A 16256-nucleotide genomic window follows, 5' to 3' on the forward strand; every position below is an offset into this window, starting at 1 on the left:
TATAATTAAAAGTATGGATAGTCGCTGGAAGCAGAGATTTCAAAATTTCGAGAAGGCATTTTTGTTTTTGGAAACTGCCGTTCAAAAGGACGAATACAATCCAATTGAGATTGGCGGGCTGGTCCAGGCCTTTGAATTTACTTTTGAACTGGCTTGGAAAACAATCAAGGATTTTTTGTATGAGCAGGGTTTAGAGACTAGTTTCCCTAGGGAAGCTATTAAACAGGCTTTTGCGTCACAAGTTATCACGGACGGCCACACCTGGATTGAAATGCTCGAAAAGCGAAACGAATTGTCACATACTTATAATGAAGAGGTAGCAGGGCATGCGGTAACAGTGATCAAAGATTCCTATTTCGGGGCTATTGAACAGGTTTATCTTCATTTAAAGTCAAGATTGGATGACTGATGTAATAAAAAGCGGCTTGACCGAAGAGGACGTTTTGAAGATCATTTCAGCAATCGAAAAGTTCTCTGAAATCGATCAGGTTGTGCTGTTTGGAAGTCGTGCAAAAGGAAATTTCAGGACCGGAAGTGACGTGGATCTTGCAGTGAAAATGAAAGGAAAGGATATTACCAATCAACTTAGCGGCATTTTAAACGAAGAGTCTCTTCTGCCGTATCATTTTGATATATTGAATATTGCTAAGATATCGAATCCTGAGCTACTAGATCATATTGATCGCGTCGGAGTCGTTTTCTTTGAAAAGGCTCCGACGCGATCTGCTATTTAAGACATTTCTGCCGTGTCTATATTCTTCTTACCAATAAAATAATAAACCGGAATACCCAGCAACACAATGATCAATCCAGGCCAGGTGTATTCTGGTTTGTAGATGATTAAGAGTACGCAGAATGCAACGCCCATGATTATGTAGATAATCGGCAGGAATGGATACCCGAATGCTTTGTACGGACGGGGAACGTCGGGCATTTTCTTCCTTAATATAAATATTCCGACAATGGTGAGCATATAGAACACGACCACTACGAAAGAAATCATATCGAGCAAATTCCCATACTTCCCACTCAAACTCCACAAACAGGCGATTACGCACTGGATCCAAAGCCCGAACTCAGGTACAGAATTCTTGTTCAAGGTCCCTACTTTCTTGAAGAACATTCCGTCTTTCGCCATCGAATAATATACCCGCGCCCCCGACATGATCAGACCGTTGTTGCAACCAAAAGTCGAAATCATGATCATAACCGCGATTATCATCGTTCCTGCATTTCCGAAGATTACATTCGAAGCAGTCACCGCGACGCGGTCTTTATCAGAAGAAGCAATATCCTGCAACGAAAGAACACCGGTATACATCACGTTTGTCATCAGGTAAATGACCGTTACGATAATGGTACCCAATGCAAGACTAAGTCCGATATTTCGCTGGGGATTTTTAATTTCGCCGGCTATGAAAGTTACATTATTCCACGAATCACTGCTAAAAATAGAGCCAACCATGGAGGCGGCGATCGCGCCGAATGCGGCTATGGTAGTGTAGGATTCGATACTGCCGTCGATATTCAGTTTGTGCAAATCCCACATCGTCGCAGAGTCCCAGTTTGCGGCCCAGATCTCCGGTTTCATGAAAAGCAACCCGAAAACAATCAGTCCGAGTAAACTCAGCAGTTTGGTTAATGTAAATGTGGTCTGGATAATTTTCCCGCCATTTACACCACGTGTATTAATAAACGTCAGTAAAACAATGAGCACCAGCGAGAGCAGCTGGGCGGGGGAAATTTTGATAAAACCCAGGTCGACCGCCACCAGATCCTCGCTGAACATAGGCAGCAAATAGGCAGTGAATTTGGCAAAAGCCACTGCCACAGCAGCGATAGTAGCGGTTTGGATCACTGTAAAAAAGCTCCAACCGTACAGAAAGCCGATCAGCGAATTGTATGCTTCTTTGAGATAAACATATTGCCCGCCCGCTTTGGGGAACATCGCGCTCAATTCACCGTAACTTAATGCGGCAGTCAATGTCATAAAGCCTGTGATCAGCCACACGAACATCAGCCAGCCCACGCTGCCGGTATTCCGGGTAATGTCCGCACTTACAATAAAAATCCCCGATCCGATCATACTTCCCGCGACGAGCATGGTCGCGTCCATCAGACCGAGCGATGGTTTAAATGACTTTTTTTCCTCAGCAGATTCAGGAATGCTTTCCAATGACATACAGGTTAGGTTTTACGGGCTTTTGAAGCTTGTAAGCTACAATATTATTTGAAACTATAAAACTTCCACTGTGTTCTGAAATCGCGCTTCAATGCCTGGTTGGTCAGCGTCGCACGGACCATCTCGATCGGCATATTATTCTCCTTCATAATCGCGTCGTGAAACTGCTGATAGCTCATTTTACCGGTGTCAACCAGTTCGTTTTTCAGACTTAATATCTGCAAACCACCGATCAGATAAGCTACCTGGTAAAGCGGACTGTAATTTCCCTGGAAAGAGCGTCGCACTTCCCCTTCCGCATTCGCTCGCTCGTGTCCTACCCTATCTACCAGAAAATCAATGCATTCCTGCGGCGTCCATTTACCCAAATGATAATTCAGCGAGAAGATAATGCGTGCGCAACGGTGCATCCGCCAGAAAAGCATCCCGATCCGCTCTTCGGGTGTTTTGGCAAAACCTTTGTCATACAGCAGCAGCTCCCAGTACAGCGACCAACCTTCGGTCCAGAACGGCGTACCAAATTCGCGACGGTAAGGCTTGTAGCGGCTGCGCATATAATGCTGTAAATGGTGCCCCGGAACTAGTTCGTGGTGAACTGTCGCACGCGAAAAATACGGATTATTCCCCCTCATACTCATCAACTTATCCTCGTGGTTCATGGTATTGGTGGGATAAGAAATGATAATATCTCTGCCGCCCAGAAAGAACGGATTGATCAGCTGCCGCTCGGGCGACATCATTTGCATTCCCCACGTTTCGTCGGCTATTTCGGGATATTCGTAAAGGTTATTTTTAGTGATTAAATCCTTCGCATCATTATAAAGCTTCATGATCAGGGCCGGCTGCTCGCCTTCGGGCACGAAGCTGTTTTTCACCTTCTCCTGCGCCTTTTTCCATTCATTCCCGAAACCCATTTCCTGCGAAGCTTTCAGCAATTCCTTGTCGCACCACGCAAATTCCTTATTGGCAAGCTCGATCAGTTCGTCCGGCGTGTAACTGATCATTTCTACCCGCAACTGCCGGATCAGCTCGTCACGACCGATCGGCACGCCTTTGATCCCGCTTTTGTCTTCTTTTTGTGTGGTGTTAATTTTACCTTTTCCTTTCAAAACCTTGGCATAGGCTGTCAGCGCGCTGTCGAGTGACTCGTAGGGTTTGGGCACCCACCAGGTAAACTTCGGGTCGTAACCGTTATAAAATTCATATACACCTTTCAATCGTTCATCCAAACCTTTTACAGCTTCTTCGGCACGGTTCGCAAGCGGCATATCTATGTCTTCGACGTTTTTAACTGATTCCGAAGAAGCTTTTAATTCTTTCAAAACATCATTCAAATCTGCTGCTACTTTTTGCGCATCCAAAGTATTTCCACGACGGCGCTGCTTTTCGAGTGCGTAAATTTTTTCAGCAAAAGGAATGTATTTCGTGATCTGGTTATATTCTTTTTCTTCTTGTGAAAGGCTCAGCAAATGATCGTCTATATTTCTTTTTAATAAAATATAATCCACTTTGCCGTAAATGCTTATCGCGTCGAAATCCATCTTGGCGAGCTGTACCAGGTAACTTTTATCCACTTCTATCAACCGCTTCCGCTGCTCGGGGGAGTTGAGCACAAATGAAGGCGCCGCAAATCCGCGTCCACGAACCAGCATAGGAGAATAAAACGAGCGAACCGCCTGAATATCTTCATCATAACGCATTACCAACCCGGCAGTTTCGCTGGTTTGTTCGTAGAGATTGAATTGGGATTTCTGAGCTGCGGATTCGCTAACAAAAATGGAGGCAAACACGAGACTGAAAAGCAGGGAGTAGCATTGCTTTTTCAAGGAAAGAATATGTTTAAAGGTTAGGAATTTATCCGGCGCTCAGTTATACCGTTCCGGATCGTAAAGTTTGATGTCGATAGCTGTGGCGGTGCGGTTGGCCAGCTCGGCTACTACTTTTCCCGTCGCCGGGCCAAGGCTGATACCCATCATACCGTGACCACCTGCAACGATCAGGTTTTTCAGTTTTTTGCTGTATCCCAGGTACGGCAGTCCGTCGGGCGAGCACGGGCGGAAACCGTACCAGATGTTTTCTTTGGCAGGAATAGCTACTTCCAGCTCCGGGTAATATTGCGGGATTGCATTCACTATCCCCTCCACCCGGTTCATATTGATCTTGTCATTTACCGCTGCAAGTTCCATAGTGCCGCCAAAACGAACTTTTCCGTTCATCGGCGTCACCGCCACGCGCGCTTCTATCAACAAGGCAGGATGAACGATCGGGTGATCGGCATTACGTTCCATAAATGAATACCCCTTGCCTGGCATCACCGGGATTGAAAGTCCGGCCAGCTTGGCTAGCTGAGGCAGCCACGTACCGCCCGTCATGATCACAAGGTCACTTTCGTATTGACCCTGTGTAGTATTGACTGATTTCACTTCACCGCCTGAGATCTCATAACCAGTCACTTCTGCGTTGGTAACGACGGTAGCGCCTTTCTCCTTGATATTTTTAAGGAGTTGGTTAAACAATGCAGTCGGATACAAATGCGCGTCGCAATGGTAATGTACCGCCCCGGCTACATCCAGTTTAATATCAGGTTCAATGGCCTGTACCTGCTCTTTGGAAAGCATTTCCACGTCCAGTCCCAGCTTCTGCGCGTCTTTTCCAACATGTATTTCTTCCTCTCCCGCTTTTGCAGATTTATAAAGCATGAGAATACCCTTCTTTTCCAGACCAAAGTTCAGTCCTTCCTCATTGGCAATATCCTCATACAACTGTTTGCTGAGCAAATGATAATCTCTCAAAAAAGGCGCGGCGCGTTCTACATTGGCCGGAGAGGCGGCTTTCATAAATTTCAATCCCCAGGATATCAATGAAAAATCCAGGGAAGGTTTTACGTAAAAAGGACTGCGGCTATCGAACATCCATTTAATCCCCTTCGCCACCATTCCGGGCGCAGCAAGCGGAATAAAGTGGCTCGGAACGATCATCCCCGCATTTCCCTGCGAGCAATTATCGCTCAGATCGCCTTTGTCGAGCACCGTCACTTTCCACCCGCTTTTCAGCAGATAATAAGCCGAAGCCAACCCCATAATTCCCCCACCAATGATGGTCGCGGTTCCTTTGTTTGTTGTCATTCTATTAGAAATTTGGGAGGAAAGGGAGGAGGGAAGAAAGGGAGGAAGTAATAGAATAGTGTCCCTTCTTCCTTCCTCCCTTTCCTCCCTTTCCTCCTTTCTCCTTTTTAAATAACCTGAAACCCATACGCGTACGGGTCTTCCTCGTCGTCGATGAAAATGTTGTTGTAGCCTGTTACCACGGCCCAGCCTTCGATTCCTGGGATAATGGCGGGTTTGTTTCCTATTGTTACTTCGTCTTCCACGGTTCCGGTAAATTTGGAACCGATGATACTTTCGTGGATAAATCTGTCACCTTTTTTCAGTTTGCCTTTGGCGTGCCACTGGGCCATTCTGGCTGAGGTACCTGTGCCGCAGGGCGAGCGGTCGATTGCTTTGTCGCCGTAGAAAACTGCATTTCTGGCTGTTGAAGTCGGGTCAATTACTGCACCTGCCCACAGAATGTGGCTTAGACCGTTGATATGCTCGTTTTCCGGGTGAACAAACTTGTACTGCTCGTTCAGTCGCTTGCGCAGTACGCGTGACCAGCTGATCAGTTGGTCGGCGGTATAATCTTCCAAACCTTTGAAATTTTCCTGCGGATCAACAATCGCGTAGAAGTTACCTCCGTAGGAAACGTCCACAGTCAATGTACCCAGATCAGGGCACTCAACAGTCAGGTTTTCGGCGGCGAGGAAAGATTTGATATTCACCAGCTTGACGGAAGTTACTCTCTTGCCTTCCTGCTTATATTCAACCAAAACCAACCCGGCAGGTGTTTCCAGGCGAAGTTTGCCTGGTACTTTTGGTGTTACCAAACCTTCCTGAATCGCGATAGTAACCGTCCCGATTGTGCCGTGACCGCACATCGGAAGGCAGCCGCTCGTTTCAATATATAGTACGCCAATATCATTCGCCGGATCAACCGGCGGGTACAAGATGCTCCCGCTCATCATATCATGACCACGCGGCTCAAACATCAATCCCTTCCGGATCCAGTCAAATTCCTTCAAAAAATGAAGCCTGCGCTCCATCATGCTGTTCCCATCCAGCAAAGGTCCGCCCCCAGCGACCACCCGAACCGGGTTCCCGCAAGTGTGGGCATCAATACAAAAAAAAGTCTTACGCATTGTTTTTTGGCTGTTAGCTGTTAGCTTTTAGCTGTTGGCTGTTGGCTGTTGGCTGTTGGCTTTTTATGTTGTTTACTGTAAGCTTTGCATTGAAGCTCACAATTATAAAATTATCTTGATCCAAAGGATTTTTCACTTCCTCCTTTCATCCTTCCTCCATCCTCACAAAAAGCTAATAGCTAATAGCCAACAGCTAAAAGCCAATAGCTCCCTTTACCACCTCATTATCCACCGTTCTCCAGATCCCCAACGGATTCGCATTTTTTAGTTCTTCGGGTAAAAATTCGTCGGGCCAGTTCTGGAAGCTGAGCGGACGGGTGAAGCGTTTGATCGCGTCGGGGCCTACTGAGGTATATTGTGCGTTGCTGGAAGACGGGACTGGGCCGCCGTGGTGCATGGATTTGCAAACTTCCACGCCGGTCGGGAAGTTATTGAAAATGATCCTTCCGCATTTGTTCTGGATCAATGCAACCAACTCGGCATTTGCTCCCAGATCTCCCGCCGTAGCGAGTAGCGTAGCGGTTAATTGTCCGTGCAATTTTTCAGTTACTGAGAACATTTCGTCAGCAGATTTACATTTCACGATCAGTGCAAACGGACCGAAAACCTCAGTCTGTAAATCCTCATTGATCAGAAAATCAACACCGGAAACGGTAGCCACCGTAGCAGCACCTTGCCCTTCCGCAGCCTCAGCAGTCGCCACTGAAAGTACCGTCACACCCGACAAACCGATCACCTTTTCGCGATTGGTCTGGTAGCCTTTTGCAATACCTGCATTCAACATGGGCGCGGGCAGTGCTTTTGCTATTTCTTCATTTAATACATTTTCAAATTCTTCCAGAGCCGAACTTTCCACGCCTATTACCAGCCCGGGATTGGTACAAAACTGTCCCACGCCAAGTGTCAGCGAGCCTGCATATTGCTTAGCCAGCGCAGCAGCGGCTGTTTCTATTTTTTCCGGCAATAAAAAAACCGGGTTAATACTGCCCATTTCGGCAAAAACAGGAATCGGTTCCGGACGTTTGCTCGCAATTTCTACCAAAGCCAATCCGCCCCGGTTTGAACCGGTGAAACCGACTGCTTTGATCACCGGGTGACTGATCAGCGCCTGCGCCTCTTCATTGGTTTCGCAAAATATATGAGAGAATATACCCTTTGGATATCCGCTTTTCTCCACGCCCCGACTGATCGCGTCGGCCATGAGCTGAGACGTTTTCGGATGTCCGGGATGCGCTTTCACTACGACCGGGCAGCCTGCCGCAATCGCGCTGGCAGTATCTCCGCCGGCGGTTGAGAATGCGAAAGGAAAATTGCTTGCGCCAAAAACTGCCACCGGGCCCAATGCAACATTCGTTTTGCGGATATCCGGCTTCGGCGGCGTCCTGTCGGGATTAGCTGTATCGATACTTGCGTCGAAACTGTACCCTTTTTCAACTGCATCCGCATAGCTTCTCCATTGAAAAATGGTCCGTCCCTTTTCGCCGGTAAGCCGGGCTTCGGGAAGGTTCGATTCAGCGCGGGCAGTTTCGATCAGTTCCGGCCCCAGGGCTTCGATCTCATCGGCAATGGTACGCATCAATTGAATGCGGCGCGCAATAGGGTATGTTTGTATTTCGACGAATGCTTCCTGCGTTTTTTGCAAAGTATTTTCTAAATTCTCCTGAAAAATGCTCATAAATTTCGTGTTAATGATGCGGGACTTTGTGCATCAGGTGACTCCTCCGGAGTCTGAATTTACTATAAATACCGTAAATTCCAGAAACAGGGGGCCACGCTGCGGCCACATATTTCCCCGCGCCTCCTGTTCCGAATGATTGGGCATCAACCGCAGCTACAAACAACCTTTTTGCCCCAGAGGGGCACCCTGTTTATAGAACCAACCGGTACAACCGAATGACAGGCTCCAGCGGAGCCCCCTGAAATTCATTATGCCAAAACCGATTCCGTTGTTAAATTCAGATAGTCAGGCAGCACCGGCTGCGTCGCTATTGCTTGATCGATGATCGCCAATACCCTTTCTCTTTCTTCGCCTTTCAATACCAGGCGCGGAGCGCGCACATATTCTGACCCAATACCGGCTCTTTCAGCGGCCAGTTTAATATTTTGTACCAGTTTTGGATGAATATCCAGTTCCAGAAGTGGCAGGTACCAGCGGTAGATCGCCAGTGCTTCCTTATAATATCCTGCTTTTACCAGATTAAAAATCGCTACGGTTTCTTTTGGAAATGCATCAACCAATCCGCCTACAACGCCGTCAGCACCAAGCATAACCTCTTCCATGATCAGCGTATCCACGCCACAGAAAATGCGGAAACGGTCGCCGAAACGGTTGAACAAACGCGTTACATTGCTCACATCCCTGGTCGATTCTTTGATCGCAACTATATTAGGTACTTTGGCCAGTTCTTCGAACATCGCAAGCGTTACTTCGATCTTGTAATCCACGGGATTGTTGTAAACCATCATCGGCAAGCTCGTACTCTGCGCAATTGTCGTGAAGTAAGCAACAGTTTCATCATCATCTGCTTTATAGCGCATAGGAGGCAACACCATCAATCCGTCTGCGCCCACAGTTTCTGCTTCTTTTGCAAAGCTAACCGCCTCTGCTGTTGATTGTTCGGCAATGCAAAGCACGACCGGCATTCCCTGGGGAACCGCATTTTTGGCGTATTTCACCAGTTCCATTTTCTCAGCTCTTGTAAGCGTACTGGCTTCACCCAGCGAACCTGAGACGATCACGCCGTGGATACCTGCTTCTACCTGAGCTTCCAGGTTTTTACCAAAAAGTTCGAAATCAATTGTGTCATCTGCTTTGAATGGAGTTACCAGCGCAGGGAAAATGCCATACCAGGATTCTTTGTTCATATCTATAATCAGGTTGAAATGCGAAGGATGATTTTATTTCAAAGGTAAAGGAATCGCCCGACCCTGCTTTCTCATCTTTTAATCAATTATTTACCGATTTTAACTTAGAATATCAACAGACGCCGCATTTATAAATAATCCAACACCTATTCGGGATTTTCCTGCATTCGGTATCCAGCCCGGCCGAAAACAGATTTTAATCCCTATTTTTGGCACAGAAAGCAGGTATACGTTGTTGACCTGATGTACTATTTCTATATTCCTTCTAACCCGAAGACTTAACATTATCATTTACTATGTCATCTTTTGAAAACAAGAGCTCTATCCGCGTACTCGTTGTCGGTTGCGGTAATATGGGCGCCTCGCATGCATTTGCTTATCAACTGCTGGACGGATTCGAGATCTGCGGTATTGTTTCAACCGGAAAAAGCAAAGAAGTATTAAATGAAAAGCTGGGCGGCGGTTACAGCCTGTTCAGCGATTACGATGCGGCACTTGCGGAAACAAAACCGGACGCTGTTTGTATCTCCACTTACCCCGATACCCACGAAGATTTTGCGATCAAGGCATTGAATGCCGGCGCGCACGTATTTATTGAAAAACCACTTGCTGATAGCGTAGAAGGTGCCAAGCGGGTTGTTGAAGCTGCGAAAGCTGCCGGCAAAAAAGTAGTAGTAGGTTACATTCTCCGCGTTCACCCGTCGTGGGAACGCTTTGTGGCAGAGGCGCAAAACCTGGGCAAACCGCTGGTTATGCGTATGAACCTCAACCAGCAGAGCCACGGATATATGTGGGGCGTGCACCGTAACCTGATGAAAAGCCTGAGCCCGATCGTGGATTGCGGCGTACATTATATAGATGTAATGTGCCAGATGACGCGCTCGACGCCACTTCGCGTGAATGCGATCGGTGCGAGAATGACAGAAGATATTCCTGCGGGAAACTATAACTACGGCCAGCTGCAAATCTGGTTTGAAGATGGTTCGGTAGGCTGGTACGAAGCTGGCTGGGGACCGATGATCAGTGAAACTGCATTCTTTGTAAAAGATGTGATCGGGCCGAAAGGATCTGCTTCTATTGTTGCAAAAGACGCGGGTGGAAGTGGAAAATCTTCTTCCGTGGAAGCACATACCAAAACCGAATCGATCCGCATTCACCACGCGGAACTGAACGATAAGGATGAATTTGCAAAAGAAGATACCTGGATCAATCTCGAAGACGAGCCGGATCACCAGGAGCTTTGCAACCGCGAGCAGCGCTATTTCCTGAAAGCGATCACAGAAAACCTCGATCTGACAGACCATTTGGAAGACGCAGTAAGAAGTCTGCAAATCGCTTTTGCTTGTGACGAATCGGTGCGGACAGGACGGACTGTGGATTTGGTATAAAAAATCCTGCTGGTTCTGCTTACGGGGAGTTGATACTTTTTTAGCAGAAACTGACTTAAAATAAATCGAAAGGCCACTTCGCTTAATAGTAGCGAAGTGGCCTTTTTATTGATTATAGGTTACATAACTTATTGAAATCAAGTATAGTTACAGTAGCTTTAAGCTGAAATTATGCAAACGTTTGCACAAATATTTATGTTTTAAAAGTCCGTTTTCTAGGAAGTTTATTGCTAAATATTATAATATTGCAACGCATTTTTAAGACTTTATAAAAATACCCTACTGGCACCACAATTTCACAGGACGATCAAGCGGAAGATTCTTAGTATCCCCATCGTTCATCACCTTCGGTAAAAAATTGAGTACCAATGCCCGTATCACAATAACATATTGAACGCGGCAGTCAAAGAGATCTAAACAGATTAAATGAAGAAACACGAAAACCTTTCCCGAAAAAAAATGTAATAAATTAAATATTTGATATAATTATAATCTCATCGTAAACTTCAACCTAACCAGTCAACTATGATTAAAGAATAATGCAAACTACGACCAATCACTTATGAGAAACGTTTAACTAACCTTTAAATGAAAAATACCGATACTAAACAATGGATGCTCCGTATGAGGGGTTTCCGAAATTCACTAGTACTTCTGCCGGCGCTTTCGTGTTCCGTAGTTGCCTTTGCAGGGGTAGCAGCCGACGCTAACGCGTCAACCGTGATCCGGATTGATAAGACGATCAAAGGAAAAATTACTGATAAAGAAAATGGCGAAGGTCTTCCCGGCGTAAACGTGGTAATAAAAGGTACCAGCACAGGTACTACCAGCGATGGAACCGGTAACTACACCCTTCAGGTGCCTGATAACGGCGGTACACTGGTTTTCAGCTTTGTTGGATATGTAGGTCAGGAAGTTGAAATAGGCAACCGTACTACAATCGACCTGGCAATGGAATCCGACTCAAAAGCATTGAGCGAAGTTGTCGTAATCGGTTATGGTACTGCTAAAAAGTCCGATTTGACAGGATCAGTAGGTTCTGTGAAGGAAGAACAATTGAGAGAAAGACCAGCACCTTCATTGAACCAGGCGCTGCAAGGTAAGATCTCGGGTGTGCAGGTGAACGTAAACTCGGGTCGCCCGGGCGGTCGCTCCAACGTACGTATCCGCGGTTTTAGCTCTATTAACTCTTCCAATAACCCATTATATGTGGTGGATGGAGTGATGTTGCCGCAGGGTAACCAAAATCAGCAGAGCCAGGCGATCGACTTTATTAATCCAAATGATATCGTATCTGTTGAGGTTTTGAAAGATGCATCTTCTACTGCGATCTACGGAGCAAGAGGCGCGAATGGTGTGATCATGATCACGACCAGAAGAGGTAAATCCGGCGAAGGCGTAATCAGTTACGGTCTCGACCTGAGCGTACCGACTGCCGGACCGAAAAAAGCAAAGGTTCTGAATGCCAAAGAATACATGGCGGTGGAAGACCTTGCATACAAAAACATGGAGAAATTTGACAAAGCTGGTTGGGATGCAGGTAAATACAAAACCCACGATCCGCTTGTGCGCCGCGCACAGCTGGCTACTGCTCACCCGGACGTTTTCACAAAGAATGCAGACGGAACATTTTCTCCAAACTATGACACTGACTGGTTTGAAGAATCAACACAACACCGCGTATCTCAAAACCATCAGCTGGGTTTCAGCGGCGGTAATGAAAGAACTACCTACTCGCTGTCACTTAACTACCGTGATGACCAGGGTTTGATCAAAACATCTTACCTGAAACGTTATTCGACCCGTTTCAGCCTTGATGATCAGGTTAAAAAATGGCTTCGCATTGGTGGTACCCTGAGCTATAACAACCAGGCTGAAAACCTTGTCGACATTAACGATGCGGTTCCACGCCAGATGGTGGAGGATTTTCCTTTCCTTCCTGTTAAATACCCTGACGGAACATTCGCTAACAACCGCGATTATCCTGGTGCGGAAGGTGCATTCAGCTCGGTTCACCGTTTGAACGGACGCCGGTACAACCTGAATACGCAAACTACATTAGGTAGCCTTTACGGAAACGTTACCCTTGCAAAAGGTCTTGAATTCCGCTCTGTATTGGGTGTTAATATCATCGGCCAGGAAGTAAACCAGTCTCAGACGCGTACATTGACGCCGAATGAATTGGGAACAGCAAGAAAAGAGAACAGAAAAGAGATTTTCTGGTCGTGGGAAAATTTGCTTACCTACAACAAAACGTTTGGAATCCACTCCATTAATCTGCTTGGAGGTATTTCATGGCAGGAAACCAATATCTCAACAACCGCTATTGGTTCGCAGAACTTCGCAACCGATTACTTTGGTTTCGATAACCTAGGCGCAGGTGCAGTTCTTCCATCTTCTAACCCGTACCTTTCAGGAGCTTCCCGTTTTGCGTTTAACTCTTACTTCGGGCGTGCTAACTATACGTTGCTTGAAAAATATCTTTTCACAGTAACAGGCCGCGCGGATGGTTCTTCCAAATTCGGGGATAACCACAAGTTTGCATTCTTCCCATCTGCTGCATTCGCATGGAAAGTATCTGACGAAGAATTCCTGAAAGGGAACACGCTGATTTCAAGCTTGAAACTTCGTACCAGCTATGGTTTGACAGGTAACTCGGAGATTCCTCCTTACTCGTCACTTCCTTTGCTGAGATCTAACTATGCAACTGTTTATGGCGACACCCGTATCGGTGGAACCGGTATCAACAGGCTGGCTAACAATGATTTGAGATGGGAAAAAACGGCTCAGACCGACGGTGGTCTTGAAATCAGTTTCCTGAAAGGCAGAATCTCTTTCGAAGCTGACTACTACTATCGTAAAACAACCGACATGCTTCTGGATGCACCAGTTCCACGTACAAGCGGTTATGCTGTGATCAGGAAGAACATCGGTTCTATGGAAAACAAAGGTTTCGAGTTTGCTTTGAACACGGTTAACTTCGAGAGAGCTAATTTCTCCTGGAATACCAACTTCAATATCTCATTCAACAGAAACAAAGTGTTGTCGCTGGCTACACCGGCAGATATCTTCGGAGTGGGTGGTCCTTCTATCACCAACCAAACCAGCATCCTGCGTATCGGAGAGCCTGTTGGTGCATTCTGGGGACTTACCCGTCTGGGAACATGGAGCGAAGCTGAAAGAGACGAAGCTGCTAAATTCACCAGCTACCGTGGTAACCTGCAAATGCTGCCAGGTGACGTGAAGTACAAAGATTTGAACGGAGATTACAAGATCACCGATGCTGACCGCGCGATTATCGGAAACGGTAGTCCAAAAGGATGGGGAACACTTTCTAACTCCCTGCGTTTCGGAAACTTCGATATGACACTTGACCTTCAATTCTCGTACGGAAATGACCTGATGGACATGAACCTTCACGCAAGCGAAGACCGTCAGGCACTTGCTAACAGCTACGCGACTGTATTGGATGCGTGGACACCGGAAAACCAGAACACAATGGTAGCCCAGATCCGTGATACAAAAGCTGGTTACGTGACAAACGTAGATACCCGCTGGATCTTCGACGGCTCGTTCCTGCGCGGACGTAACCTGTTGCTTGGTTATAACTTCCCGTCTGAACTTACAAGCAAGTTGAAAATGAGCAAACTGAGACTTTATGTATCTGCTCAAAACTTCTTCATACTTAGCAAATACCCACACGGCGATCCGGAACAAACGCCGATCCGTGGTGGAGACGCAGACAACGTATTCTCGCAAGGGATGATCTGGCACAGCTATCCAAGACCGACCACTTACATGGGAGGTATTCAGGTAACATTCTAACAACCAGATATCAGGATTATCAAAAATGAAATTCAGTATGAAACTATATAATAAAAACATTTCCAAGCTCCTGCTTTGCGGGGCAATCCTGCTGGGCCCGACAAGCTGCTCCGACTTCCTGGACGAGCAAGACCCGTCGAACCTTCAACCGGATACATTCTACACCATTCCTGATCACGCAGAAGCGGCTGTTGCGGCTACTTATGCTGAGATGCGTTTCTACGGACAGGGTGCCGGTATTTTCTCTGCTAACTGGCAAATGCTGGAAGCTGTAACGGGTACAGCTACAACAGAAACTGGTCAGAACTCCGACCTGAACAACTTGTATGCATTGATCCACGATGGCAATACAGGTCACATTGCGAACTTCTGGAACGGATTGTATCGCGTGATCGCGAATGCAAACCTGGCTATCGAGAAGATCCCGGGAATCCAGTTCCCTGCTGCTAACGAAGCTCAGAAAACGCGTTTGATCGGTGAAGCGAGGTTCTTGCGTGCCTGGGCATATTTCTATGTGGTAAGACTTTGGGGTGATGCACCTTTGATTACTCTGCCGCAAACTGCCAGCTCAGAAGATTTTAATCCTACCAGAACACCTCAGGAGGAAATCTACAACCTGATTGTGGAAGATCTTACTGCTGCGGAAGCTGCCGGATTTGCTGATTTCAATACAAACGGACGTGCTTCTAAAATAGCGGTTAAGTCACTTTTGTCGAAGGTATACCTTACTATGGCAGGTTTTCCATTGAGCAAAGGAGCTACTCACTACAAGCTGGCTGCGGATAAAGCGCTGGAAGTAATTACTTACTCCAAAGCGAATCCTTCCACCCTGAACCTGTTCCCGACTTACAGAGAACTGCACCAGGAAAACCTGAAAAACAGGCTGGAACACATTTTCCAGATCCAGTATAACACAGTAGTGGAACCTTTCCCGCTGAACGATTATTTCCCGAACTTCAAAGCAGTAACCTATGCAGGTCCTAGCGGAACGGGAAGTACGGTACCTACGCTTTCTTTCTACAATTCTTACGAAAAAGGCGATCTTCGTGCCAAAGATCAGGAGGGCTGGTTCTACACGTCTTACTATGAAAATGGTACAGGTGCTAAATTTGAGCTTGGTCAACCTTATGTGTTCAAGTATTTCAACATTGCTGCATTGGGCGGTCCTGGCATTACACCAACCAGGCTTAACAACCTGAATGTGAACCTGATCCGTTATGCAGAAGTGCTTTTGATCTATGCAGAAGCGCAAAACGAAGTTGGCGGACCGAATGCAGAAGCTTATGCAGCTCTCAAAGCGATCAGAGACCGTGCGAAACTGACGACTCCTGCAATGGGAACTTTCACCAAAGCAACATTCGCGGAAGCTGTGTGGCGTGAGCGCTGGCATGAATTCGCATACGAAGGAATTACATGGTTTGACATGGTTCGTCTGCGTAAAGTGTTCAACGAAACGACCGGAGGCTTTGATAACTTCGTAGGTCACCGTAACCTGAATGTAAGCGGTGGTGCTCCATTGCTGGAAAAACATCTATTGTTCCCTATTCCAATTCCGGAATTGAGAAACAACCCAAACCTGACACCTCAGAACCCGGGTTATTAAGTTTAGCATTTCAATTTAGGAGCCGGTCCTTTTGGACTGAACCCCAAAAGTTGGACGGTTTAAAATTTAGCGATTAGTGTGATGAGCCCGGTATTGTGCCGGGCTCATTCCATTTAAGTTCAGCCTGATCCTTTCATTGTTGTAGTATTCAATATATTC

12 protein-coding genes are annotated in these 16256 nt (G+C 46.6%); 5 read left to right on the forward strand and 7 right to left on the reverse strand.

Going from position 1 to position 16256, the window contains the following annotated elements; all coding sequences use genetic code 11:
- Positions 1-13 precede the first annotated feature (13 nt).
- Positions 14-409, forward strand: coding sequence for a nucleotidyltransferase substrate binding protein (locus tag KOD92_RS14510; RefSeq protein ID WP_215234271.1), 396 nt, complete (start codon positions 14-16; stop codon positions 407-409).
- Positions 402-734, forward strand: a complete 333-nt coding sequence (locus KOD92_RS14515) for a nucleotidyltransferase family protein (RefSeq protein ID WP_215234272.1) — start codon at positions 402-404, stop codon at positions 732-734. The genes KOD92_RS14510 and KOD92_RS14515 overlap by 8 nt, the downstream gene beginning before the upstream one ends.
- On the opposite strand, the gene KOD92_RS14520 is transcribed toward KOD92_RS14515, so the two are convergent.
- From KOD92_RS14520 to KOD92_RS14545, 6 genes are all read right to left on the reverse strand, one after another.
- Positions 731-2182 carry an APC family permease gene (locus tag KOD92_RS14520; protein ID WP_215234273.1) on the reverse strand — a complete coding sequence of 484 codons (1452 nt, stop codon included), beginning with the start codon at positions 2180-2182 and terminating at the stop codon, positions 731-733. The two genes, KOD92_RS14515 and KOD92_RS14520, sit on opposite strands and share 4 nt — an antisense overlap.
- Positions 2183-2226: 44 nt before the next feature.
- Positions 2227-4008: a DUF885 family protein gene (locus KOD92_RS14525; protein ID WP_215234274.1), complete on the reverse strand. Its 1782-nt coding sequence runs from the start codon at positions 4006-4008 to the stop codon at positions 2227-2229.
- A gap of 39 nt (positions 4009-4047) precedes the next feature.
- Positions 4048-5307 carry an NAD(P)/FAD-dependent oxidoreductase gene (locus tag KOD92_RS14530; RefSeq protein ID WP_215234275.1) on the reverse strand — a complete coding sequence of 420 codons (1260 nt, stop codon included), beginning with the start codon at positions 5305-5307 and terminating at the stop codon, positions 4048-4050.
- A 107-nt stretch (positions 5308-5414) separates the two neighbouring features.
- The gene (locus KOD92_RS14535; protein WP_215234276.1) at positions 5415-6416 is read right to left on the reverse strand and encodes a 4-hydroxyproline epimerase; all 1002 of its coding nucleotides are present in this window, start codon (positions 6414-6416) and stop codon (positions 5415-5417) included.
- Between the two features lie 193 nt (positions 6417-6609).
- Positions 6610-8091: an aldehyde dehydrogenase (NADP(+)) gene (locus KOD92_RS14540; protein WP_215234277.1), complete on the reverse strand. Its 1482-nt coding sequence runs from the start codon at positions 8089-8091 to the stop codon at positions 6610-6612.
- 251 nt (positions 8092-8342) lie between these two features.
- Positions 8343-9281: a dihydrodipicolinate synthase family protein gene (locus tag KOD92_RS14545; RefSeq protein WP_215234278.1), complete on the reverse strand. Its 939-nt coding sequence runs from the start codon at positions 9279-9281 to the stop codon at positions 8343-8345.
- 296 nt (positions 9282-9577) lie between these two features.
- On the opposite strand from KOD92_RS14545, the gene KOD92_RS14550 reads away from it, so the two are divergent.
- The 3 genes from KOD92_RS14550 (at position 9578) to KOD92_RS14560 (ending at position 16097) form a co-directional block, all read left to right on the forward strand.
- The gene (locus KOD92_RS14550) at positions 9578-10669 is read left to right on the forward strand and encodes a Gfo/Idh/MocA family protein (RefSeq protein ID WP_215234279.1); all 1092 of its coding nucleotides are present in this window, start codon (positions 9578-9580) and stop codon (positions 10667-10669) included.
- A gap of 588 nt (positions 10670-11257) precedes the next feature.
- Entirely contained in the window at positions 11258-14494 is a 3237-nt protein-coding gene (locus tag KOD92_RS14555; protein ID WP_215234280.1) for a SusC/RagA family TonB-linked outer membrane protein, read from the forward strand.
- Between the two features lie 37 nt (positions 14495-14531).
- Entirely contained in the window at positions 14532-16097 is a 1566-nt protein-coding gene (locus tag KOD92_RS14560) for a RagB/SusD family nutrient uptake outer membrane protein (RefSeq protein WP_406566167.1), read from the forward strand.
- A gap of 66 nt (positions 16098-16163) precedes the next feature.
- Here KOD92_RS14560 and KOD92_RS27740 read toward each other — a convergent pair whose 3' ends face one another.
- The gene (locus tag KOD92_RS27740; protein WP_406566161.1) at positions 16164-16250 is read right to left on the reverse strand and encodes an IS3 family transposase; all 87 of its coding nucleotides are present in this window, start codon (positions 16248-16250) and stop codon (positions 16164-16166) included.
- Positions 16251-16256: the final 6 nt, after the last annotated feature.

This window comes from Dyadobacter linearis, from assembly GCF_907165045.1.
In the GTDB taxonomy this organism is placed as follows: Bacteria; Bacteroidota; Bacteroidia; order Cytophagales; family Spirosomataceae; genus Dyadobacter; species Dyadobacter linearis.

What these genes read in the sequence shown, in the direction of transcription:
- KOD92_RS14520 (WP_215234273.1), bottom strand. Translation starts at nt 2,182, where the DNA reads ATGTCATTGGAAAGCATTCCTGAATCTGCTGAGGAAAAAAAGTCATTT.
- KOD92_RS14545 (WP_215234278.1), bottom strand. Translation starts at nt 9,281, where the DNA reads ATGAACAAAGAATCCTGGTATGGCATTTTCCCTGCGCTGGTAACTCCA.
- KOD92_RS14535 (WP_215234276.1), bottom strand. Translation starts at nt 6,416, where the DNA reads ATGCGTAAGACTTTTTTTTGTATTGATGCCCACACTTGCGGGAACCCG.
- KOD92_RS14530 (WP_215234275.1), bottom strand. Translation starts at nt 5,307, where the DNA reads ATGACAACAAACAAAGGAACCGCGACCATCATTGGTGGGGGAATTATG.
- KOD92_RS14550 (WP_215234279.1), top strand. Translation starts at nt 9,578, where the DNA reads ATGTCATCTTTTGAAAACAAGAGCTCTATCCGCGTACTCGTTGTCGGT.
- KOD92_RS14510 (WP_215234271.1), top strand. Translation starts at nt 14, where the DNA reads ATGGATAGTCGCTGGAAGCAGAGATTTCAAAATTTCGAGAAGGCATTT.
- KOD92_RS14515 (WP_215234272.1), top strand. Translation starts at nt 402, where the DNA reads ATGACTGATGTAATAAAAAGCGGCTTGACCGAAGAGGACGTTTTGAAG.
- KOD92_RS14555 (WP_215234280.1), top strand. Translation starts at nt 11,258, where the DNA reads ATGAAAAATACCGATACTAAACAATGGATGCTCCGTATGAGGGGTTTC.
- KOD92_RS14540 (WP_215234277.1), bottom strand. Translation starts at nt 8,091, where the DNA reads ATGAGCATTTTTCAGGAGAATTTAGAAAATACTTTGCAAAAAACGCAG.
- KOD92_RS14560 (WP_406566167.1), top strand. Translation starts at nt 14,532, where the DNA reads ATGAAACTATATAATAAAAACATTTCCAAGCTCCTGCTTTGCGGGGCA.